Genomic DNA, 23429 nt, shown 5'->3' with positions numbered 1-23429 from the left:
TTTTGTTTTAGTTTAAAAATTGTTTTAATTCGGTTTCTAGCTCGTCATAAGTAAACGATTTTTCGTAGAACTTGCGTTTATTTTTATTGAAAATTACTGTAGCAGGAATTGCTCCTGTCCAGCTTTCATCTACCTTAGGAATCCAAGAGTTAGCATCAGCATCGTCAAGCGCCACAACTTTAGATTGTAATTTCTTATCAACTATAAAAGGTTTAAGTTTTGATTCATATTTAGAAGGAAAATCTAAACTTATCAATATCACCTCAACATCTTTAGCTTTATATTCAGAATTTAATGTTTCAAAATAAGGCAACTCTTTAACACAAGGAGCGCACCACGTTGCCCAAAAGTTAACTACATAGGTTTTATCATCAGTAGCTGTTAGATATTTTTTTATACCATTAAAATCATGAACTTCTAACTCTAAGGTATTAGGAGTTTCAATTTGTGCTTCGGCAATAGCATCTTTTTTTTCCTCTTTACAGGAAAAACACAAGATCATTGTTAGTATTAACAGTGTATATTTCATATTATAAAAGTAAGCATAACACTGAAAAACCTTTAATCTTTAACAAAACTTTATAGGGCTTAATTTAAATTAAAATGCTCCCACACAAATATTTCTACAAATAATTTGAAAAAATAATTTTCATTTCTATATTTGACCCAACAAACAAAAACATGAATACAATTTTAAATAATACTTGGTGGTGGATGTCTCGAAACTCAATTTTCGTGAACTAACCCTATTAATATATTTAAAACTAAAAATATCAAAAAGGCTTGTCATTCACGACAAGCCTTTTTTAATTTATTTACCAATGAAAACCTTTAGCCTTTACACACATTATAAAAAAATTCTTGCCGACACAATTACTCCTGTTAGTATCTACCTTAAAGTACGCGACAAGTTTCCCAATAGTATCTTACTTGAAAGTAGCGACTACCATGCAAACGATAATAGTTTTTCATACATCTGCTGTAACCCAATTGCTTCTATTGAAGTAAAAAATGAAACCATTACCGAACAGTTTCCTGATGGCAGCAGCATTATCAACAAGATAAAAGATGATGTTAATGTCACTGAAAAAATTCACAAATTCACACAGCGTTTTAAAGTAGATTCTGATAAGGAATTTAAGTTTATCAACAATGGCATTTTTGGATATATGGCTTATGATGCTGTTCGCTACTTTGAAGATATTAAAATTTCAAAAAAAGAAGACCATCTGGACATTCCAGATATTTACTATGCTGTGTATCAAAATATCATTGCTATTAACCACCATAAAAACGTAGCCTATATTTTTGCACATTGCTTTGATACCGAAAACAATATTGACGATATTCATCAGCTTATAAAATCTAAAAACTTTGCCGTTTTTAATTTTTCAACTGATGGTGAAACTAAATCAAACCTTACTGACAATGAGTACAAAGAGCATGTAGAACTTGCAAAAAAACATTGTGCTAGAGGTGATGTGTTTCAATTAGTACTTTCAAAAAAATTCTCTCAAAACTTTAAAGGTGACGAGTTTAATGTATATAGAGCCTTACGTAGCATCAACCCTTCTCCTTACCTATTTTACTTTGATTATGGTGATTTTAAAATCTTCGGAAGTTCGCCAGAAGCACAATTGATTGTAAACAATGGAAAAGCTGAAATTCACCCAATAGCAGGCACTTTTAAACGCACAGGAAGCGATGAAAAAGATGCTGAACTAGCTAAGCAACTTTCTGAAGACATCAAAGAAAACTCAGAACATGTTATGCTCGTAGATTTAGCGCGTAACGATTTGAGTAGACACGGAAACAATGTAAAGGTTGACACCTACAGAGAGGTTCAGTTTTTCTCTCATGTTATTCATTTGGTAAGTAAAGTTTCTGGTAACAAACACGACAAAACCACAACTATGCAAGTGGTAGCTGACACTTTTCCTGCAGGAACTTTAAGTGGAGCTCCAAAACATAAAGCAATGCAACTTATTGAAACATACGAAAAAACAAGTCGCGACTTTTATGGTGGAGCCATCGGGTTTATGGATTTTGAAGGCAACTTTAATCATGCCATTATGATTAGGACTTTTTTAAGTAAAAACCATACGCTGCATTGGCAAGCAGGAGCTGGATTGGTCTCAAAATCAAATCCTGAAAATGAATTACAAGAAGTATATAACAAATTAGGCGCACTTACAAGAGCCATTGAACTCGCTGAAAACTTATAGCCATGAAAAAAATATTAGTCATTGATAATTACGACAGTTTTACTTACAACCTTGTGCATTATCTTGAGGATTTAGATTGTGAAGTGACTGTAAAACGCAACGACCAACTAGAGTTGGATTTCGTAAAAGCGTTTGACAAAATTGTATTATCTCCAGGACCTGGAATTCCTGATGAAGCTGGTTTATTAAAACCTATTATTGAAACCTATGCTGCATCAAAAAGCATTCTAGGTGTTTGCTTGGGTCAACAAGCTATAGGTGAAGTTTTTGGAGGCAAACTCATCAATCTTAAAAGTGTATACCATGGCGTTTCTACTCAGGTAAATATTACTGCAGATGATGAAATTCTTTTTAAAAACATGGACAAAACCATTGCTGTTGGTCGCTACCACTCTTGGGTTGTAGATGAAAAGCTTCCTGATGTTTTAGAAGCCACATCTTTTGACGACAACGGACAAGTGATGTCTTTAAGACATAAAGTGTATGATGTAAGAGGTGTTCAGTTTCATCCAGAATCTGTTTTAACACCTAACGGAAAGCAAATGTTAGAAAACTGGGTTAAAAGTTAATATTGTCGTTTTTCTATTAATTCATCATCTATTAAAAATAAAACTATAAAATCCTGAACGCATTGACATTTCAGGACAGAATATCCAAATATGAAAACCATTTTAAACCGATTAATAAACCAAGAAAGCATTTCTACTGAAGAAGCTAAAAATGTTTTGGTTAACATTTCTAAAGGAGAGTACAACCAAAGTCAGATTGCCTCTTTTTTAACTGTATATATGATGCGAAGTATTACAACCCAAGAGTTATTGGGCTTTAGAGATGCGCTTTTAGACCTTTGTATTCCTGTAGATTTAAATGACTTTAACGCTATTGATTTATGCGGAACAGGTGGTGACGGAAAAGACACATTTAACATTTCCACTCTAGCATCGTTTGTTACTGCAGGAGCTGGAGTTCACGTTTCAAAACATGGTAACTATGGTGTATCTTCGGCTTGCGGCTCTTCAAATGTACTTGAGTTTTTAGGTGTAAAATTTAGTAACGATATCGACTTTTTAAAAACCTGTTTAGATAAAGCTGGTATTTGTGTGCTTCATGCACCATTATTTCATCCTGCAATGAAACACGTTGCTCCAATACGACGCGAACTTGGTGTAAAAACATTTTTTAATATGCTTGGGCCAATGGTAAATCCGTCGTTTCCAAAAAACCAAATGGTTGGTGTATTTAGTTTGGAGCTGTTGAGACAATATAGTTATCTGTACCAAAACACTGATAAAAATTACAGCATTGTACATGCTTTAGATGGTTATGACGAAATTTCTTTAACAGGAGCATCAAAACTGTCAAGCAACAAAGGAGATGTTGTTGTTAACCCAAAAGATTTTGGAGTTGAAAAATTGCATCAAGATGCAATACATGGTGGCGATTCTGTAAAAACATCGGCAAAAATATTCACCCATGTACTTCTTGGTCAAGGTACTGAAGCCCAAAACAATGTGGTTTGCGCCAATGCAGCTATTGCTATTTCAACAGTAAAAAACAACACCATTCAAGAGGCGTTTAGCGAAGCTAAAAAGTCACTTATGAGTGGTAAAGCAAAGAAAAGTTTTGACAAATTAGTAGAACTGAGCAAGTAATGAATATACTCGATAAAATAGTATTTGACAAACGTAAAGAGGTTGATTTAAAAAAAGCCTTGATAAGCACACAACAACTAGAAAGCTCGCAACTGTTTAACAGAGCAACGATTTCGTTATCCGAAAAACTAAAAAACAGCTCTTCAGGTATTATTGCTGAACACAAACGTCGCTCACCTTCAAAATCAATTATCAACAATGGTTTAAATGTACAAGATGTCGCAACTGGTTATGAAAATGCTGGTGTTTGCGGAATGTCTGTACTAACCGATGGAAAATATTTTGGTGGTTCTCTTGACGATTTAATAGTGGCTAGAGCTAGCTGCAACCTACCACTTTTAAGAAAAGAGTTTATTATTGACGAATATCAAATTATTGAAGCTAAATCTTATGGTGCAGATGTAATTTTACTTATTGCTGCCATTTTAACCAAAGAAGAGATTAAACAATTTTCTCAATTAGCAAAAAGCCTAAACTTAGATGTACTGTTAGAAGTTCATAATGAAGATGAATTGCAAAAATCAATAATGCCTAGTCTTGATATGATAGGTGTAAATAACCGCAACCTTAAGACTTTTGAAGTAAGTTTAGACACTAGTAAAACTCTTAGCACTAAAATCCCTGACGAGTTTGTAAAAGTTTCAGAAAGTGGCATAAGTGACATTCAGTCTATACAAACACTTAAAACCTATGGTTATCAAGGGTTTTTAATTGGCGAAAACTTTATGAAAACTAATAATCCTGGAGCAAACGCTAAAGAATTTATTAAAAGCCTCCTCTAACTCCTCCAAAGGAGGAGAACCCTTACTCAAATGGAAAACAAAACTAACCTATCAAAAGTTCAACTTTTCATTCCGCACTTGATGCGGAATCCATCATAAGCAACAAAAAGATAAATCAAATTCAGAATGACATTTACCATGAAACTCAAAATATGCGGAATGAAATATCAAGATAACATTACTCAAGTTGCCAACTTGCAACCTGACTATCTTGGTTTTATTTTCTATAAGCAATCCAAAAGATATTTTGATGGTAACATCCCTGAACTTCCGAAAGCAATAAAAAAAGTAGGTGTTTTTGTAGATGCTGAAATAGATTATATTTTATCAAAAGTAAAAACACACAAGCTTAACGCTATACAGCTTCATGGAAATGAATCTGCTGATTTTTGCAATGAAATTAAATATCAGTTCGAGCGCAGTCGAGAACCAAATGACAATACTATTGAAATCATTAAAGTATTTTCAATAAAAAACGAATTTAATTTTGACGTTTTAAAACCCTACGAAGCAGTTTGCAATTACTTTCTTTTTGATACTAAAGGGCAATTACCAGGAGGTAATGGTTACACCTTCAACTGGGAAGTATTAAGCAATTATCCATCACAAAAACCGTATTTTTTAAGTGGTGGTATTAGTTTAAACGAAACCGAAAATATTAAATCATTCCTAGGGAGTCCAAAATCTAAATACTGCTATGCGCTTGATGTTAATAGCAAGTTCGAGATAGAAGCAGGCTTAAAAAATTTAGAAGAACTAGCAACATTTAAAACTGATTTGTCATTCTGAGCTCGACACAGCATGACCAAAAAAAAACAACTATGAGTTATAATGTAAACGAAAAAGGCTATTACGGAGAATTTGGAGGCGCATTCATACCTGAGATGCTATATCCAAATGTAGAAGAGTTACGACAAAACTATCTTAAAGTAATGAACGAACCCGATTTTAAAGCAGAGTTCAATCAGCTTTTAAAAGACTACGTTGGTCGTCCTTCACCACTCTATTTTGCTAAGCGACTTTCAGAAAAATACAATACTAAAATTTACCTCAAACGCGAAGACCTTAACCATACAGGAGCGCATAAAATCAATAATACTATTGGCCAAATTCTTATGGCAAAACGCCTTGGCAAAACCCGAATTATTGCCGAAACTGGAGCAGGACAACATGGTGTTGCAACTGCAACAGTTTGCGCATTAATGGGATTGGAATGTATTGTGTACATGGGAGAAATTGATATTGCTCGACAAGCGCCTAATGTTGCCAGAATGAAAATGCTTGGTGCTACAGTTGTTCCTGCAACTTCAGGAAGCAAAACCTTAAAAGATGCTACAAATGAAGCCATAAGAGACTGGATTAGCAATCCTGTAAATACACACTATATAATTGGTAGTGTGGTTGGTCCACACCCTTATCCTGATATGGTGGCAAGATTTCAAAGTGTGGTTTCAGAGGAAATAAAATCACAACTAAAAACACACGAAGACACAGAAACACCTGACCATGTTATTGCTTGTGTTGGTGGTGGCAGTAATGCTGCTGGTGCTTATTATCATTTTTTAGATGATGAAAATGTGAATCTTATAGCTGTAGAAGCTGCTGGTCATGGTGTAAATTCTGGCGAAAGCGCTGCAACTTCAGTATTAGGTAAAATGGGAATTATCCACGGAAGCAAAACCCTACTTATGCAAACCAACGATGGTCAAATTACTGAGCCTTATTCTATTTCGGCTGGACTGGATTATCCAGGAGTTGGACCAATGCATGCACATTTGTATGCTTCTGGTCGTGCTGAGTTTATTGCCATAACAGACGACCAAGCAATGAATGCAGGTTTAGAACTTTGTAAGCTGGAAGGTATTATTCCTGCTATTGAAAGCTCTCACGCTTTGGCTGTTTTTGAACAAAAGACCTTTAAACCTGATGCTATTGTTGTTGTGAGTTTGTCTGGTCGTGGTGACAAAGATTTAGAAACCTATATTAAGCATTTTAATTTATAATGATGAATAGAATTCAACATAAACTAAACGAAGACAAAAAGTTACTATCCATATACTTTACAGCAGGATATCCAAGCCTTAACGATACAGTTTCTATTATTGAATCGCTTGAAAACAGTGGTGTAGATATGATTGAAATTGGTTTACCGTTTAGCGATCCTTTAGCTGATGGACCAACCATACAAGCAAGTTCTACCCAAGCGTTAAAAAACGGAATGACTACCGAAGTACTTTTTAATCAGTTAAAAGATATTAGAAAAACGGTTTCTATTCCACTAATTATTATGGGTTATTTCAATCCAATGCTTCAATATGGCGTGGAAAACTTCTGTAAGAAATGTCATGAAATTGGCATTGATGGATTAATTATTCCAGATCTTCCTGTGGATGTTTATCATGAAGAATATCAAGCTACTTTTGAAAAATACGGACTAACAAACGTGTTTTTAATCACACCTCAAACTAGTGATGAACGCATTCGTTACATCGATTCGGTGTCTAATGGATTTATTTATATGGTTAGTAGCGCAAGTACGACAGGAGCAAAAACAGGATTTGGTGATGAGCAATTAAACTATTTTAAACGCATAAATGACATGGTCCTTAAAAACCCTCAAATTGTTGGGTTTGGAATAAGTAATAGTGAAACATTTACGCAAGCAACCACTTATGCTAAAGGTGCTATTATTGGCAGTGCGTTTATAAAGCATTTAAACCAAAACGGCATTAGTACAATCCCAAACTTTATAAAATCTATAATTAGCTGATTTTAAGATAATTTTAATAGAATTTTGACTTCAATTTCTTATATTATTGATGAACGATAAAAACATCAAATGAATTATGGGAATTATTGAAGACAAAAGAAAATTTAAACCAAAGAAAAAACAAAGCAATCCGTTAAATCCAACTGGCGATGTTAACCAAAACACCAACCAGTTTGATATTGATGAAAGCACTATAAAGAAACAACAAAACAAAAACTAATTGTTGTAGTTTTTTATAAAAAGTACAAATAGCCTATTCGATTAAGAATAGGTTATTTTATATTTATACAGTTCAAAAAAAATCATTTTAATGTCTTTAAATATTGTTCTTATAGAACCTGAAATTCCAAACAACACAGGTAATATTGGTAGGTTAGCATTAGCTACTGGCTCTACATTGCACTTGGTAAAACCTTTTGGTTTTGAAATAGATGACAGTCGATTAAAACGTGCAGGATTAGACTACTGGCAACACTTGGATATTGTTTATTATGATGACATTGACGATTTTTTCACTAAAAACAAAACTGCAAACATGGTGTATTTGTCTAGTCATGGCAAGCAACAATATTGGGACATTCCTTTTAAAGACGACTTGTTTTTGGTTTTTGGAAAAGAGTCAGTTGGACTCCCTAAACACATCACCCAAAACAATGAAGACTCACTATTTAAAATTCCATTGTATAGCAAGCACATACGCAGTTTAAACCTAGCCAATGCGGTTAGCGTAGTGGTTTATGAAGGCTTAAGACAATTAGGCTCTAAATAAAACACACTTGCTGTTTTTATCATAAATTGATAGTAGGAACGAATTTAAATTCTGTGAAGTGTAATAATCGGAAGTGAAAAAATAACTGAAATAATAAATAAAATGTCAGAAAAGAAAAAACCCAGCACATAACAAAGTATAAATTAATTGCCAATTATAGCCTACTTATGAAAATTTGCTAAATTACATCCTAAACCAAGTAACTAATCTTATACAAACACGTTAGCCTTTATTACCAACAACAAATAATCAAAGTAAACATTTAGTTTAGCGTATGTATTTATTAGCATTTAAATTCAAACCAAAATAATGAAGTATTACCTCTACTTATTAGTATTTATTGCATCTCCTTTAATAGTAAATCAAGGTGCAATTGCACAAACAGCTGAGTCCCAAACAGCGCAATTTCAAAACCGAATAGTAGATTCCATATTTTCTAAAACTTTAGGAGAAAGCCGTGACTTTTGGGTAAGATTACCAGATAATTTTCAACCAGATAGTGACGAAAAATATGCTGTTATTTATTTAATGGACGGATTTTCACTAGAAAGCACTTTAGAAACTGTTTATGATAATTATTGGGGACATTACCTTCCACACATGATACTTGTTGGGATTTCTAATCGCAACAACCGAACAAGAGATTTAACTACTTCACAAATAAAAATGAGACGTGGTAGCGCATTTGATCGTGAAACTGGGGGTGCAGAAACCTTTACTAAATTTATGGAAAAGGAACTCATACCACATATTGATAATAAGTATCCAACCATTCCTTATCGTACCTTAATTGGGCATTCTTATGCTGGTTTGTTTACTTTAAATATGTTGGTTAATCATAAACATCTCTTTCAAAATTATATAGCTATAGATCCAAGTTTGGATTGGGACGACCAAAAATTATTGAAGGAAGCAAAAGCAAAATTGAGTACAGAAAGTTATGAAGGCAAATCTCTCTTTGTGTCTTTAGCAGCAGAGCAGCTACATATGTGGAATGAAGACATAACCATGGAGAATATTATGGATGACTCTTCAGAATTTACTTTGTTTGCGCGTTCAATCATTGAGTTTTCAAATTTTGCTAAATCTCAAAAACAGAATGGATTAAATTTTTCATGGAAGGTTTATAATGAAGATTTACATGGTACAGTTCCGTTACCATCTATAAGAGATGGGTTGATTTTTCTTTTTGAATGGTATCAGTTTAAATCTCCTCAAAAATATAATAATCCACAAACACCAATAGAAGAATTGGTTTCGCTATTGAAGGAGCAGGAACAAATCTATACTGAACATTTTGGTGTTCCTACTGCACCTATGATAGACGAAATGCTAAATGGTTATGGCTACATGAATATGCAAATGGGTCAACCTAAGAAGGCATTAATGTTTTTTGAAATGAATATTAAATACAATCCAACAAGTGCAAATGCTTATGATTCGATGGCTGAGTATTATGAATCTCAAAATGACAAAGAGAATGCCTTAAAATACTTAAAAAAGGCTTATGAAATGAGTGGTGACGATTACTATAAAGAAAGAATTGAAGCTCTAAATAAAAAATAAACAAAGACTAACAATATATATAAGCCATACAAATCAGGAAACGGTTTAGGCACCAGCCGCTTACATAATTTAATGCTAGTCTTCAGCCTGCTATTTCTAAATTTCGAAACGACTAGACTCACAGATTTTCTATTCAGCTTGTATTTCTAAATTAGTTGCTTAAACAAGCAACTACTCATAGTCGCTAAACTTGACCGCTAATTAAAAAACCGAACGATAAATGGAACAAATAAAAATATTATTCTTTGCATTGGCTTCTTTTTTTGGAATTGAAGATGGTAGAATAGCTTCTGAGAAAACCACCATAACTATATACCCTCAAAATAAAAAAATTGAAATTATCCAAGAAGGTTTATTTACAGTTATACAGACAAAAAAGGATAGTACACTAGTACTGGAACAGTGGAATAAAATTCTTGATGTGAAAAGAAAAAACACAGCTTGGTCAAAAGAATTAAATAATTTTCCTGTTAAAAGCTTTAATTTAAAAACTATCAACAATGTAATCCAACCACATTTAACACTCAATTATATTAAAGAAAAAGATTTAGAAGCATTAGGAATTTGGTATAGTGAAGAAAAAAATGAATTTTCAATTAACAATATTCCTCTGGATAATATTAAGACTGATGACGGAAAATTAAAAGGAAACTATTGGGTTTTCAATGCAAAAAACACAATTACTTTTACCATTGAGCCATTTCTTCAAATGCCAGAGGACTATAAAAAACTAAGAAGACCTTTAAAAGAGTTATTGCAAACTGAAAACAAACACTAAAGCAGTAGCTCACAATGACCTTTAATAACTACTTGCTTGCCTATCCGCAAATAGATTCTCGTCTACCCCAAATTTCGAAACGACTAAACTCACAGATTTTCTATTCGGTTTTTATTTACTAAATTACATAACTCTCATAGCCAAACCATTGTAAAACATTTAGAAAGACCTTATGAAAAAAAGAAAAATTATTGCATTATCACTTTTGATTGTTGGGATTTCTTTAAGTGTTGCTTTTATATCAAAAATTGAATTTCCTCAAGGATTAGAAGCGTATTTTAAAAGAGAATACTATAACCAATTTGGTCCTTTGGCTATTAGTGTTGAGCTTTTAGCTGCGAGTTATTACCTATTTATAGGACATAAAAAGACAAACTTTACTTTAGCCCTTTTTGGGTTTACTGCTTTGCTAGACCCTATTTTTAATCTAATAGGTCTTTTCAATAGCATAGTACCTTTATACGGAACAATAATTTTATCAATTTGTGCGCTGCTGTGTTTATGGCTTGCATTTGCAAACACATTTAAATTAAAACCTTTATCTAATTTAACTGCAATATTAAGTGTTGTTCTTGGTGTTTTTGTTGAGTTATTCTTTAATTACCTATAATAAACATTTACTAACAACTTAATGAAGAATTAATAAGATAATGACACACACCTTTTCATTTAATCATATAGCGCTTTCAGTAAAAGATGTAGACGAGTCTGTTCAGTTTTATCAAAACGTGCTTCAACTTAAAGAAATTGAAAATACGGCTTCTAATTCTGAAACGAGATGGCTATCATTAAATGAAGGCAAACAGCTTCATCTTATTCCTCGTCCAAATTCAGAAATAAAAATAAATAAAGCTGTACATTTTGCTTTATCTACATCTAATTTAGACGCCTTAATTGATAATCTAAAGAACTTAAAAATTGAATTTTTTGATTGGAAAGACAATCCGAATACAATTTATGTGCGAAAAGATGGAATCAAACAGATTTACTTTAAAGACCCAAATGGATATTGGATAGAAATTAATAATGATGTTAAATAACAAATACAATATTTTTTGCTCATAAAATTTCCATCAAAATTCGACGTGTTTTTGCTAAATTTATATTTATAAATGAATGTACTCACACAGCAAAAACCACTACCAAACAACTAAAAACCAGATAATGAAAAACAACAATAAAGAAAACCAAAAGGAAAAAGACACCTCTAAAGTTTTAGATATGGAAGGAACAGAAATTGTAAAGTCAATTTTTTTAGGAAATCGAAAAGTTGTGAAGCCTAATGCTAAGAATGGAGATCATCTTCATAGCGGACTTTTAGATTAATTATAAATTCACTTCGCTCTTACTTATATCAATTGGCTTCCTATTAGCATTCAACTAAATTGAATAATAACCTTCTTGATATAAAGGAACCCTTAATGATAAAATTCATTAGAGTTCCCAAACACCGACATTAGTTCTATTAAAAAAACCTTATAATCCTACTTACAACATTTACAACACGTACTATTTATAAGCTTTGATTAGTGAAATACAGTAGTAAGCAAAACAAAAATACGACAGTTGACGTATTTTTTTATAGTTCATTTTGAAATAACATTGTAGCTGTAACTTACAGCTAGATGAAAAATTTCAACACCAAACTATCATTACTACTTTTAGTCATTACATTAACTACCTATTCAGGTTTTGCCCAACATGTTGACTGGATTCATGCGCCTAAAAACCCTATACCTAGAGGAAGCAGTTTGCAATATCAAAACTTAAAAGGTGCTGTTTTTCAAGAAAGCATATCAGATTACTACACCAAAGATGGGCAATGGTTTCCTTATAATGCTGAATTTGAAATACGTCGTGATAACCAAGGGAGGGTTGTTTACTTTAAAGATAGATATAGCACCTATCAATATGTATATGATAACAAAGGCAAACTACTTGAAGAAAAACAAGATAACAGTCCCTACCGAGTCTTTGAGTACGACTCAAAAAACAGAGTCGTAAAAACCACGTATACCAATCCTAAAAATAATATTAGTACTATAACATACTCCTATACACAAGATGGCACTAAGTGTACCGTAAACGAAATACGCACACACAAAGATGGAGAAATTGTAGTACGAGAAATACGCTACAAAAATGGCCTCGAAGTATATGCACACACCCAAGGATTTCCTGCCACTATATATACGTATGAGTATGATGCGCAAGGTAATTGGATAATTCGCACGATACTAGATGCCGAAACAAAACAACCGCTTCTAAATAAATTTGACGGTAAAGTAGCACCTCCATCTACCAGAAGCATTATTTACCATAACGAATATGAAAAGGGTTTACAAGCTCTAACGGTACAAATGACAGATCTTACCAACGGAGCTGTTGCCAATGCACGCCTTGTTCCGATAGTTTTTATTAATGGAAAAGAGTTTAAGAAAATGCTGTTTTCAAGATTTATAAATGATTTTGTGTTTTACGATCCCCTTTCAAAAACCTATTACATTGCTCGCAATGCCTATCTTGGCACATACAAAAAAGACCAGAAAATTCCGGTAGAAATACTAAGTACAGGTGCCGAAAATGTACTCTTGTTTAACGGTCTTAAAGTAAAAGCTCTAGAACGAGGTGACGAAGGCGAATTAAAAGACTGGAACTTTATAAACTATATTAAAGGCCTTGGTGCTTTTATAGGCACAAATAAAACCGCAAATAAGGCCTATGCTTTTTTAAATATGCCTACGGTTACCAACGAAAAAGTAGTCGCTGTTCCTGGTACAGCGATTAACGATTTGTGGTATATTCCAGCAGAAGATAAAAAGAACGTATACCTTTTTGAAAATGGCGAGTATGTACGTGGTAAATACGCTATGGTTGGCACTTTAGGTAACACCACATCGCTTAACTTAGTGGTTTCGGTAGATGGTGCTACAACCTATGTATTTCCAGAGTACAATAAGGCTCTAGAAAAGCATGTTTACAAAGCGCGTTTGTTTAACCCTTCTGCCGATGTACTAAAAAGCAACACTACTACCAATAGCACACCAACCACCTCCAATACAAAAAGTACTACAACTGCTAGCAACACTACTAACAACACCAGTAAAACCAATACTACAAAAATAACTTACCCTAAAAAAGACTATAGCAACTATGGGCTAACCTCTTTTGCCCAAGGCTATCTTGAAGCCTACAGTGTTGACCCTACTGCTGCCGCACAACACATTACCGATTTGGGTGTAGTGTTAAAAAATCACTATCCTGAAGGCACCAAACTATTTCCTAAATTTTTAGCTGTTTTAGAAGAAATCTACTATGTAGATAATTTTATTGCTTATGAAACTTTAATAAATACCAACAAAAGTCTTTTTGACTATTGTATGGCTAATATGAAAAACCCTATTAAACAGCATTTGGTTAGAATTGCTAAAATGAAATTAAAACAAAATAATTAGCAATAAGATATACTATTTAAAACTTCACTGTAAAGTAACTTGGTATATACCCATAAAAAGTTAGATAAAACCTATTATTTAGGATATAAATAATAGGTTTTTATATATTTAGCTATTATAACTAGTTGTAATACATTCGATGAAAAAACTGCAAAAAATAGAATTAATAGATAAAATCGGAAGAGAACTTCAAGAGAGAATGAAGTTCAACGAAATTGATGGCTATTTTGAAAGTTACGGAATACCAACTGACCACCAACCAAGTTATAACAGTAAATACGTTTATGTTAAAGAAGTTTTACCGAAAGTAGAAGATAATATTGTATTAGAAATTGCATCTGAATTAGGAATTAAACACGAATCTGTTTCTTCAATTCCTCTTAAAGTAAAGGAAGCTGAAGCAACATTTTGGAAACCTGGGCATTTTAAACTTTTCATCAGTCATTTAGCAAGTTTTAAAAAAACAATTGGAATTCTAAAAGCAGAATTGGAAAAATATGGAATTTCATCATTTGTAGCACACGAAGATATTGAACCCACAAAACAGTGGCAGGACGAAATAGAAAAAGGACTATTTTCAATGGATGCTTTTTGTGCTGTATTAATGGAAGGATTTAAAGAAAGTAGTTGGACTGACCAAGAAGTCGGAGTTGCTGTTGGTAGAAACGTACTAATTATACCTATTCGAAGAGGACTTGACCCTTATGGGTTTATTGGAAAATACCAAGGATTTCAAGCAATCGGAAAAAACGTAGGTCAAGTCGCAGAAGGAATATTTGAAATTATATCTAGAAACGAAAAGACAAAAGGAAAATATTTGAATACTCTTGTTGAATTAATTTTACTTTCAAATACTGCTAATCAAGGAATTGAAAGACTAAAAGCACTAAAAAAAATTAAAGATTTACCGAAAGAGAAAGTTGAACATTTACAAGACAAAATAATAGATAACGAAAACCTCAAAGAAACTAGATTTCTAAGTCATTTTAATGAAATAGCATGGAAATATAAATTGGATGGATTAAGCCTAAAATCATTTGAAAAAGCTAAAGAAGAAGATTATGACGATTTACCATTTTAAAAAACTGTACCCAACAATAGCTATAAGTAATTGCTTGTCTATCAGTCGTCTGACAGGTTCTCGCCTACTCCTAGAAGTTCTTGCGGATATTCAGTTTGGTGTGTAATTGTAATATTTCGCACACAAACAAGCAACTTTCCATATACAAACACGTTGTAAGTAATTTATGAAAACAATAAAAAGCATTTTAGTTTTAATTCTTTTTTTGACTTTTAGTTGTCAACAAGAAAAGAAATCACAAGAAAGAAATACTGATTCAAAAATTGAACTTGACAAAAACAATTCAGAAACTGAACCCAAATCTGACAACAATTCAACCTCAAAAAAGAATTCTGAAAATGTTACTTTTCGAAACATTACAGAATTGGAAAAATACAAAGAGTTTGAAAAAGTAAGCGGAGAAGTCCTCGATAGGTCTGACAAAGCTTTAGTTTATTTACAGAAAGGCAATATAAAAGTTCTGATTTTGAAAAAAATAATCAAGAACTCATCGACAAGGCCTAACTATTCGATTTTAGATGAAGTTACTTTTACCAGCAAAAACTCTGAAAACTATATTGCTTTAACTTCTTGTAAATTAATTAAAAATTCAAAAAAAGAAATTATTTTCAGCCTTGTTGAAGATGAGGATGTTGAATACTATAAAAAAATATTAAAATCTTGGGTTATTGATTTAGAAAAAGAGGTTTTTAAAGAAATTAAATCAGAAGAAGTCGAATGCTATAATGTACATTTTGGCTATGATGGATAAAAAAATTGTTTACAACAATGTATGACTATAAAAACACTATCTTTAATCCCTATAAACTATTAGTCCATCTAAAATACTCTTACGCTTAACTTAAAAACCCTAAATAAAACACTATTGAAAGTAATTGGCACCACTGAAATTTCATTTGAGATAGAAAATATCCTTAAAAATGCTGAGAACTTCTTAATTATAGTCTCTCCATATTTCAAACTAAATCAAAGACTTAAAGTACGATTATCTGACGCTTTTAAAAGTGTAGATCAAGTTTATATTTTACACAGAGAAAATGAATTAAAATATAATGATTCCAAGTGGTTAAAAACATTTAATAATATAAATATTTTTTCAATTAAAAATTTACACTCTAAAATTTATATAAACGAGGAAACTGCACTAATCTCATCTATGAATCTTTATGAATATTCTCAAATTAACAACCATGAAATTGGTGTAAAAATAGATTGCGATTATGATATAGAAGAATTCAAGGACACACTAAATGAAGTTCGTGTTATTCTTGAGTCAGGTACCTTTGAGTTAAACAAAAAATTTAGCGAGATAATTGAGAGCACAATTGATTATTCAATGGGGAAATTGTATTCTGACTTAAGCTATAAATATAGATTTAAACACTCTAAAATTGATAACCAAACATTGTATGAGTTTCTATGTAACAAATCTAGGGAATTGGTTGATTTTAAAGACTATGAGTTATACCAAGATAAAACTGCAATATTAAGATCAACGCAACTTGGGAAAGAAAAATATGAATTCTTAGAAAAAGAGTTAATTAAACTTGCAGATTAATTATTGTAATAATTTATACAAAAGAGTTATTCTACCTAAAAAAACTCACTATACTGCATAACCCTAAAATCAAAAGTATTAAAATCAGGATTTTTAGCTTTTAACTGTTTATACAATGGCAATCTACTTATTGAAATATTTGCTGCTCCTGACCCAGAAGTCAAGGACACGGTTTTTATTTTTCGAGTAGCTTCAGTAGGTTTCTTCCCTTCTATCGGAATAACAAACTCGTGTATTCTTGGAACTTCGTTAGACACCACTTTCAACTTAATATTATAGTCTTTAATGTGTTTTCTAAAAAAATATTCTGGTCCATTTTTACTGTTCCCACCTGTAAACAGTAAGGTATCAATAGTTGGGTATTGCTTAATGTAACCAATAAGATCTCGCAACACAATGTTAGTCATTCCTAAATCGGAAGCATCAATTTTGTCACGTTCTGCACTTTCAACAATATCACAAACACCTATTTTATGCTGTATTAAAAAGCGTTTACGTTCTTCAATAGCCTCTTGTGAATTATCGTATCGTAAATTCAAATTATGAATTTTATCAATAAACAACCACAAGCTATTGTAATAGCTGCCGTAACAAAAGTCTACATCTTTTTCTAGCAACTCACCTGTTGAAAATCTTGGTGGTGGTAATGTGCCTACAATTAACTTTGTAGTGTCATTTTGAATAAAAGGTTGGTATGGATGTTTATGAAAAAACAACTATGCTTTGTTTAAGTAGTCCTTAACTTTATTTATGGTTGCCCTGTAAATTCTTCGGTTAGGTTTGGTCATGTGTTGTGACTCTGCGTTAATATCATTTAAAATATCGTAAGCATCATCATTTTTTTGTTGACTCAATAAAAATTCGGCCAATACCAAGCGCTCGTTGTAATGGGAATAACGTTGGTTTATTACTTTCATATTGGTTTCAGCTTCATCAAATCTGTTAAGCTTTTCAAGACATAATCCGTAAGTAAATTGCGAAATGGTATTAACAAACTCTTGGTGGTCTTTTATTGTTTCAGCAATCTCAATTGCTTTTTCATACTCTTGTGCGTAGTAATAACTTTCTAAAAGCTTCTTTTTTACAAATACGTTGCTTTGCGATTTGTCTTCAAGCAACTGTTCATAATGTAGACTAGCATTTGAGTAATCAGATATTTCAAAATAAGCATCAGCTAAATTTAATCTATTTTGATAAGTATCAGAAAATTGAAGTTTGCTTTCTAAATCCCTAACTTTTTTTGTTGGGTTGATAATAGACGTAATATCACTAGCTACTTTTTCGGCATCTCTTTTATTATAAACATTACTAATTAAATAAACTGCACAACCTATTACTGGAACAAAAATGATAAGAAACACCCAGTAATATTCATTTTTATGTTTGAAAACGTGATACACACAAAAAAATTGAATAGCCAATATTAAATAGTAAACCATATAGAATTGAGAGGATTATCGATTGCTTGACTAAAGTATAAAAAATTTGTATTTTACTGTAGTAACCAATAATAATAAACATGGGAAAAGGTGATAAAAAAACACGACGCGGAAAAATACACAGAGGGTCTTCAGGTGTTAGACGTCAAAAAATAAAAAAACGTCCAACTACTGAGCAAAAAATAAATATTGATAAAAAAGCTAAGGCCTGATTATCTTATAAATACCAAGTCGTTTTTAGTAGACATGCTTTCGCTAAAGCCATAACCTTCGTAGTTAAACCCTTTAAGGTCGTCAATGGTTTTGGCATTGGTATCTACAATGTATCGTGTCATATAACCTCTGGCAAGTTTAGCAAAAGTCATGATGGTTTTGTATTCGCCATTTTTTAAATCCTTAAAACTGGCAGTAATTACAGGAACCTTTAATGCTTTGGTATCAATAGCTTTAAAATACTCGTTACTCGCTAAATTTAAGAACACCTCATCGTCTTGCAGCTCGTCATTGAGTGCTTGAGTAACTTTCTTTTTCCAGAACTCGTATAAGTTTTTGTTTTTTCCTACCGGAAATTTAGTTCCCATTTCTAAACGGTAAGGTTGAATTAAATCCAATGGTTTTAAAACACCATAGAGTCCAGAAATAATGCGAACTGTGTCTTCCAAAGTGTCTAACTTACTACTTTCAATAGTGTAAGCGTCTAAGCCTCTATACACATCACCACTAAAAGCATACACAGCTTGTCTTGCATTGTCTTGAGTAAATGGTAAACTCCAGTCCTGATTACGTTCGTAGTTTAATTGCCCAAGATTATCAGAGATATTCATAAGCTTTGACAAACTTTTAGCCGACTTCTTTTTAAGTAATTTATTAAGGCGTTCAGCTTCGTTTAAAAAACAAGCTTCAGTAGTTTTTGTTGTGGGAAGTTTACTTTCGTAATCTAAAGATTTTGCTGGTGATAAAACGAGTTTCATAATCATTTCCTGCGAAAGCAGGAATCTCTTTAAAAGTTAAACAATAGTTCTTTTTCAAAGTTACAATTACCTAATTATAAAATCAACTTTAGGTTTTATTCTTTTCAATAAAACTATTGACAAAAATTATGATAACTCCTCTCCTATCTGAATGACATAGCCATTGTTATCATAGATGGCAAACTCTCGCATATTCCATTCAAAATTTTCTATTGGATAGCAAAGGGTTACTTTGTCTTTAAGTTGATGCCAAAGCGCATCTACATCATCTACTTTTATATAAAATGAACCAGTAAACTGTGGTTTAGTAAAGGAAATATGTGCATTGGGTTTTGCCAACATAAACTCAACTTCATCTCTATGTATGGCAGCCCAATTCCAATCGTCATTTTTTTCACCACAAGTAAACCCTAAATGTGTAGTGTAAAACGCAATGGTTTCTTCAATTTGCTCAGTGTAAAGCATTGGAACCAAACTTTTAAAAGTCATACTGTGCTAAATTATTGGTTATTATAATTCTTGATGCTTGGAGTAGTTACGCCATTTTTCAACACACTGCTGCATGTCTTCAGGAATTTCGGTATTAAAACGTAAAAACTCGCCAGTTTTAGGATGCTCAAAGCCAAGTGTTTTAGCATGTAGCGCTTGTCGTGGCAATACTTTAAAACAGTTCTCCACAAACTGCTTGTACTTATTGAAAGTTGTTCCTTTTAGTATTTTTTCGCCACCATAACGTTCGTCATTAAACAGTGTATGTCCAATGTGTTTCATGTGCACTCGAATTTGGTGTGTACGCCCAGTTTCTAACTTACAAGACACCAAAGTTACATAGCCTAAACGCTCAATTACTTTATAATGAGTTACTGCTGGCTTGCCTTTATCGGCATCATCTCCCTCAAAAACGGTGTTTTGCAGTCTGTTTTTTGGATGACGACCAATATTACCTTCTACAGTACCTGAATCTTCATCTACATTTCCCCAAACCAAAGCCACATATTCGCGCTCACTGGTTTTATCAAAAAACTGCTTAGACAAATGCGTCATAGCCTCTTCAGTTTTTGCAACCACTAGAAGTCCGCTAGTATCTTTATCGATACGATGCACTAATCCAGGACGATTACTAGAATTGTTTGGTAAATTATCAAAATGATAGGTTAAAGCGTTTATTAAAGTCCCTGAATAGTTACCATGACCAGGATGCACAACCATTCCTGCTGGTTTATTAACTACCAATAGCTCGTCATCTTCATAAACAATATCCAACGGAATATTCTCAGGCGTTAACAAATACTCATAAGGAGGATGCTCAAAAAGTACTCTAATTTTATCAAATGGTTTTACCTTGTAATTTTGCTTTACAGGAGTATCATTAACGTAAATACTTCCGTTTTTTGCAGCAGTTTGAATTTTATTACGTGTTGCGTTTTCAATAAAATTCATTAAATATTTATCTATACGAAGTGGTTGCTGACCTTTTTCAGCGGTAAACGAATAATGTTCGTACAACTCATCATCATTGTCGTCTATTGAAGTATCGTGATCTGCCATGTTTAGTTTGATCGGTTACCATTACCTAAAACCAAATCAATTTTTGTGGTTAGTGGTAATAAATCTCCAGCTTTAAGAGTTTCTCCTTCATATTTTACAGCAATCACCTCATCTTTACCAAGGTCGTCAACATAAGTGATTTTTCCTACTTCAAACCCTAATGCTTCTAGAGTTGGTTTGGCTTGTCTAAAAGTACGTCTTACAATATTTGGGACTGCAACCTTACGATAACCTGATGGATTTAAAATAAGATAGATTTTTCGGTTTTCTTTAACCTGAGTTCCTGCTAAAGGATATTGCTCAATAACTGAATATTTAGGATAATTAGGATTGTAGTTAGCCGAATCCTGAATTTCCATTTGCAAGTCATTATCACCTAATTCTATTTGAACGGTTTCTAAAGTCTTACCTTTTAAATCTGGCACTTCTACAAACTCACCATGGTTGGTGTAACTTTTCAACCATTGTAATATTAAAAACGATAATACTACAAGAGCAACGATAGCCAGTGCAATTTGTTTTAAAAATGCTTTGCTGGTAAGAAACTTTACTAAACTCATAAATGGAAATTAGATTATGACAAATATATAAAAACTCAAAGGTTTTTTCTTTTGCTTTAATGTGCTATTTTAGCTTAACTATTATTAGTTACGTTTTATTGTTTGTTTCGGATTATCGAGTGATTATTAATTAACAGCAATTCCTGTGAACACAGGACTTTATATGAAAAAAAATATTGCCATTATAATGGGAGGATATTCTAGCGAGTATGAAATATCCTTAAAAAGCGGTCAAGTGGTTTATGAAACTCTAGACACTTCAAAATACAACGCTTACAGAATACATATTTTTAAGCACAAATGGGTTTATGTTAATGACAATGATGTAGAATTTCCTATTGACAGAAATGACTTTTCGATTACTCTTGAAGGCAAGAAAATAACTTTTGATTGTGTGTTTAATGCTATTCATGGTACTCCTGGTGAAGATGGCTACATGCAAGGATATCTTGAGCTGTTAAACATTCCGCATACTAGTTGTGGTATGTATCAAGCCGCATTAACATTTAACAAACGTGACTGTTTAAGCACCTTAAAACCTTACGGAATTAAAACCGCAACCTCCTATTACCTCAACCAAGGAGATGCAGTTAATGAAAACGACATTGTCAACAAAGTTGGGTTACCTTGTTTTGTAAAAGCCAATAAAGCTGGTAGTAGTTTTGGAATCACTAAAGTCTATAACAAAGAAGACATAAAAACCGCTCTTGATGTAGCTTTTAAAGAAGATGACGAAGTAATTATTGAATCGTTTTTAGATGGCACTGAAGTTTCGGTTGGTGTGATTACTTACAAAGGAGAAGTAACCGTTTTACCGATTACCGAAATTGTGAGCAACAATGATTTTTTTGATTACAAAGCAAAATATTTGGGTGAATCGCAAGAAATAACTCCTGCCAGATTAAGTAAATCACAAGAAGAAAAGGTAAACACTGTTGCTAAACAGGTGTATACCATTTTGAAGCTAAAAGGGTTTAGCCGAAGCGAATATATTTTTAAAGATGGAGAACCTCATCTTTTAGAAGTTAACACAGTACCTGGTTTAACTAAAGCCAGCATATTACCTCAGCAAGCTGCAACAGCAGGAATAAGCTTAAGCGCTCTTTTTGAAAATGCTATTGAAGAGGCTTTGAAATAAAATCTGTAATTTTACATTATGAAACGCGCAATCTTTCCAGGGTCTTTTGACCCAATTACTTTAGGACATTACGATATTATTAAACGTGGTGTAAAGCTTTTTGATGAAGTAGTTGTAGCTATTGGTATTAATGCTGATAAAAACTATATGTTTTCTCTTGAAGAACGTAAAGCCTTTATTGAAAATGCGTTTAAAGACGAACCTAAAGTGTCTGTAGTAACTTATGAAGGTTTAACTATAGAATTCTGTAAAAAGATTGATGCTCAATTTATTTTACGTGGCTTACGTAATCCTGCTGATTTTGAGTTTGAAAAAGCTATAGCACATACCAACCGTAAACTTTCTAAAATTGAAACTGTTTTCTTGCTTACTGCTGCAAAAACATCGTTTATTTCGTCTTCAATTGTTAGAGATGTTATTCGCAATAATGGTGATTACACTGTTTTAGTTCCTGATAGTGTAAACATTAAATAAGGTTATTTTTCTTTGCTTTTTGTACCGCTTCAAGTTTATTATGCACTTGTAGCTTTTTGTAAATATTTTCAATATGCTTTCTTACTGTGCCTGTTGAAAGAATTAAGTTTTCAGCAATTTGCACGTAATTTAATCCTTTGCTCAAGTGCTCTAATACTTCAGTCTCTCTTGCAGTAAGTTTAATATCTTCTTTATCCTTTTCGTTTTCAATACTCATAGGATTTCGAAGTAATTTCAAGGTTTTTAATGCTATTGAAGGATTCATAGCTGCGCCTCCATTTAATGTTTCAAGAATACCACTATGTAAATCTTTAGCATTAATTTCTTTTAGCAAATAGCCATCAGCTCCTGCTTTTATAGCATTGAAAATGTTTTCATCATTATCAAAAACAGTAAGCATAATGATTTTTATATGAGGATATTTTTGCTTCACTATTTCAGTAGTTTCAATACCATTAAGCACTGGCATTTCAATATCCATAAGGATTAAATCAAGATTGTGATTGCTTTCCAATTTAGATAATAAATCAGAACCATTCATTGCTGAAAATTTAAAATTCAAGTCCTCAAAAAAAGACAGCTTTTCTTTTACTGCATTTATTAAAAATGTGTTGTCGTCAACTATGGCTATTTTAATGTTCATTAGCTGGTATTTTTATAAAA

29 protein-coding genes are annotated in these 23429 nt (G+C 32.5%); 21 read left to right on the top strand and 8 right to left on the bottom strand.

What is annotated here, in order from left to right; genetic code table 11:
• Positions 1-7: 7 nt before the first annotated feature.
• Positions 8-529, bottom strand: a complete 522-nt coding sequence (locus A8975_RS03945) for a TlpA family protein disulfide reductase (RefSeq protein ID WP_134198751.1) — start codon at positions 527-529, stop codon at positions 8-10.
• A gap of 292 nt (positions 530-821) precedes the next feature.
• On the opposite strand from A8975_RS03945, the gene A8975_RS03940 reads away from it, so the two are divergent.
• The 18 genes from A8975_RS03940 (at position 822) to A8975_RS03865 (ending at position 16636) form a co-directional block, all read left to right on the top strand.
• Positions 822-2225, top strand: a complete 1404-nt coding sequence (locus tag A8975_RS03940) for an anthranilate synthase component I family protein (RefSeq protein ID WP_131505846.1) — start codon at positions 822-824, stop codon at positions 2223-2225.
• 2 nt (positions 2226-2227) lie between these two features.
• The gene (locus tag A8975_RS03935) at positions 2228-2794 is read left to right on the top strand and encodes an anthranilate synthase component II (protein ID WP_129759137.1); all 567 of its coding nucleotides are present in this window, start codon (positions 2228-2230) and stop codon (positions 2792-2794) included.
• Between the two features lie 90 nt (positions 2795-2884).
• Entirely contained in the window at positions 2885-3877 is a 993-nt protein-coding gene (gene trpD, locus A8975_RS03930; protein WP_134198750.1) for an anthranilate phosphoribosyltransferase, read from the top strand.
• Complete coding sequence (trpC, locus tag A8975_RS03925) at positions 3877-4659, top strand: indole-3-glycerol phosphate synthase TrpC (RefSeq protein ID WP_134198749.1); 783 nt, start codon at positions 3877-3879, stop codon at positions 4657-4659. The genes trpD and trpC overlap by 1 nt, the downstream gene beginning before the upstream one ends.
• 138 nt (positions 4660-4797) lie before the next feature.
• Positions 4798-5448, top strand: coding sequence for a phosphoribosylanthranilate isomerase (locus A8975_RS03920; protein ID WP_134198748.1), 651 nt, complete (start codon positions 4798-4800; stop codon positions 5446-5448).
• 32 nt (positions 5449-5480) lie between these two features.
• Positions 5481-6662, top strand: coding sequence for a tryptophan synthase subunit beta (gene trpB / locus A8975_RS03915; RefSeq protein ID WP_134198747.1), 1182 nt, complete (start codon positions 5481-5483; stop codon positions 6660-6662).
• Between the two features lie 2 nt (positions 6663-6664).
• A complete protein-coding gene (trpA, locus tag A8975_RS03910; protein ID WP_134198746.1) occupies positions 6665-7429 on the top strand; it encodes a tryptophan synthase subunit alpha in 765 nt (254 codons plus the stop codon).
• A 76-nt stretch (positions 7430-7505) separates the two neighbouring features.
• Positions 7506-7649 carry a hypothetical protein gene (locus A8975_RS14515; protein ID WP_165353649.1) on the top strand — a complete coding sequence of 48 codons (144 nt, stop codon included), beginning with the start codon at positions 7506-7508 and terminating at the stop codon, positions 7647-7649.
• 90 nt (positions 7650-7739) lie between these two features.
• Positions 7740-8198, top strand: a complete 459-nt coding sequence (locus tag A8975_RS03905; protein WP_134198745.1) for a tRNA (cytidine(34)-2'-O)-methyltransferase — start codon at positions 7740-7742, stop codon at positions 8196-8198.
• 309 nt (positions 8199-8507) lie between these two features.
• On the top strand, positions 8508-9764 hold the full coding sequence (locus tag A8975_RS03900; RefSeq protein ID WP_134198744.1) for an alpha/beta hydrolase-fold protein: 1257 nt from the start codon (positions 8508-8510) through the stop codon (positions 9762-9764).
• Positions 9765-9984: 220 nt separating this feature from the next.
• Entirely contained in the window at positions 9985-10542 is a 558-nt protein-coding gene (locus tag A8975_RS03895; RefSeq protein WP_134198743.1) for a hypothetical protein, read from the top strand.
• A gap of 172 nt (positions 10543-10714) precedes the next feature.
• Positions 10715-11152 carry a hypothetical protein gene (locus A8975_RS03890; RefSeq protein WP_129759146.1) on the top strand — a complete coding sequence of 146 codons (438 nt, stop codon included), beginning with the start codon at positions 10715-10717 and terminating at the stop codon, positions 11150-11152.
• A 40-nt stretch (positions 11153-11192) separates the two neighbouring features.
• Positions 11193-11582 carry a VOC family protein gene (locus A8975_RS03885; protein WP_131505854.1) on the top strand — a complete coding sequence of 130 codons (390 nt, stop codon included), beginning with the start codon at positions 11193-11195 and terminating at the stop codon, positions 11580-11582.
• A gap of 124 nt (positions 11583-11706) precedes the next feature.
• A complete protein-coding gene (locus A8975_RS14510; protein ID WP_166667440.1) occupies positions 11707-11868 on the top strand; it encodes a hypothetical protein in 162 nt (53 codons plus the stop codon).
• Between the two features lie 299 nt (positions 11869-12167).
• Positions 12168-13997, top strand: coding sequence for a hypothetical protein (locus tag A8975_RS03880; protein ID WP_134198742.1), 1830 nt, complete (start codon positions 12168-12170; stop codon positions 13995-13997).
• Positions 13998-14136: 139 nt separating this feature from the next.
• Positions 14137-15078, top strand: a complete 942-nt coding sequence (locus tag A8975_RS03875; protein ID WP_134198741.1) for a toll/interleukin-1 receptor domain-containing protein — start codon at positions 14137-14139, stop codon at positions 15076-15078.
• A gap of 166 nt (positions 15079-15244) precedes the next feature.
• The gene (locus tag A8975_RS03870; protein WP_134198740.1) at positions 15245-15829 is read left to right on the top strand and encodes a hypothetical protein; all 585 of its coding nucleotides are present in this window, start codon (positions 15245-15247) and stop codon (positions 15827-15829) included.
• Between the two features lie 114 nt (positions 15830-15943).
• Complete coding sequence (locus tag A8975_RS03865; protein ID WP_134198739.1) at positions 15944-16636, top strand: phospholipase D family protein; 693 nt, start codon at positions 15944-15946, stop codon at positions 16634-16636.
• A 35-nt stretch (positions 16637-16671) separates the two neighbouring features.
• Here A8975_RS03865 and A8975_RS03860 read toward each other — a convergent pair whose 3' ends face one another.
• Both A8975_RS03860 and A8975_RS03855 read right to left on the bottom strand, forming a co-directional pair.
• On the bottom strand, positions 16672-17352 hold the full coding sequence (locus A8975_RS03860) for a uracil-DNA glycosylase family protein (RefSeq protein WP_134198738.1): 681 nt from the start codon (positions 17350-17352) through the stop codon (positions 16672-16674).
• Complete coding sequence (locus tag A8975_RS03855; protein ID WP_134198737.1) at positions 17353-18036, bottom strand: hypothetical protein; 684 nt, start codon at positions 18034-18036, stop codon at positions 17353-17355.
• 119 nt (positions 18037-18155) lie between these two features.
• Between A8975_RS03855 and A8975_RS03850 the strand changes: the two genes are divergently transcribed.
• The gene (locus tag A8975_RS03850; protein WP_129759151.1) at positions 18156-18287 is read left to right on the top strand and encodes a 30S ribosomal protein THX; all 132 of its coding nucleotides are present in this window, start codon (positions 18156-18158) and stop codon (positions 18285-18287) included.
• Here A8975_RS03850 and yaaA read toward each other — a convergent pair whose 3' ends face one another.
• The 4 genes from yaaA to A8975_RS03830 all read right to left on the bottom strand — a co-directional run bounded on the left by yaaA (position 18288) and on the right by A8975_RS03830 (position 21154).
• Positions 18288-19046, bottom strand: coding sequence for a peroxide stress protein YaaA (gene yaaA / locus A8975_RS03845; RefSeq protein WP_134198736.1), 759 nt, complete (start codon positions 19044-19046; stop codon positions 18288-18290). It abuts the gene before it with no gap.
• A gap of 126 nt (positions 19047-19172) precedes the next feature.
• Complete coding sequence (locus tag A8975_RS03840) at positions 19173-19535, bottom strand: VOC family protein (protein ID WP_134198735.1); 363 nt, start codon at positions 19533-19535, stop codon at positions 19173-19175.
• 21 nt (positions 19536-19556) lie between these two features.
• Complete coding sequence (locus A8975_RS03835) at positions 19557-20594, bottom strand: RluA family pseudouridine synthase (protein WP_134198734.1); 1038 nt, start codon at positions 20592-20594, stop codon at positions 19557-19559.
• Between the two features lie 2 nt (positions 20595-20596).
• Positions 20597-21154, bottom strand: a complete 558-nt coding sequence (locus tag A8975_RS03830) for a PASTA domain-containing protein (protein WP_129759155.1) — start codon at positions 21152-21154, stop codon at positions 20597-20599.
• 163 nt (positions 21155-21317) lie between these two features.
• Here A8975_RS03830 and A8975_RS03825 point away from each other — a divergent pair, with 163 nt between their 5' ends.
• Both A8975_RS03825 and coaD read left to right on the top strand, forming a co-directional pair.
• Positions 21318-22292 (top strand): D-alanine--D-alanine ligase, encoded by a 975-nt coding sequence (locus A8975_RS03825; RefSeq protein WP_134198733.1) that lies wholly within the window; start codon positions 21318-21320, stop codon positions 22290-22292.
• A gap of 18 nt (positions 22293-22310) precedes the next feature.
• Positions 22311-22766: a pantetheine-phosphate adenylyltransferase gene (coaD, locus tag A8975_RS03820; RefSeq protein ID WP_129759157.1), complete on the top strand. Its 456-nt coding sequence runs from the start codon at positions 22311-22313 to the stop codon at positions 22764-22766.
• On the opposite strand, the gene A8975_RS03815 is transcribed toward coaD, so the two are convergent.
• Positions 22759-23409, bottom strand: a complete 651-nt coding sequence (locus tag A8975_RS03815; protein ID WP_134198732.1) for a response regulator — start codon at positions 23407-23409, stop codon at positions 22759-22761. The two genes, coaD and A8975_RS03815, sit on opposite strands and share 8 nt — an antisense overlap.
• Positions 23410-23429: the final 20 nt, after the last annotated feature.

This window comes from Meridianimaribacter flavus (genome assembly GCF_004366715.1).
Classification (GTDB): Bacteria; Bacteroidota; Bacteroidia; order Flavobacteriales; family Flavobacteriaceae; genus Gaetbulibacter_B; species Gaetbulibacter_B jejuensis.
The sequence above is the reverse complement of the archived record's forward strand: the minus strand, read 5'-3'. Positions and strand labels throughout refer to the sequence as shown.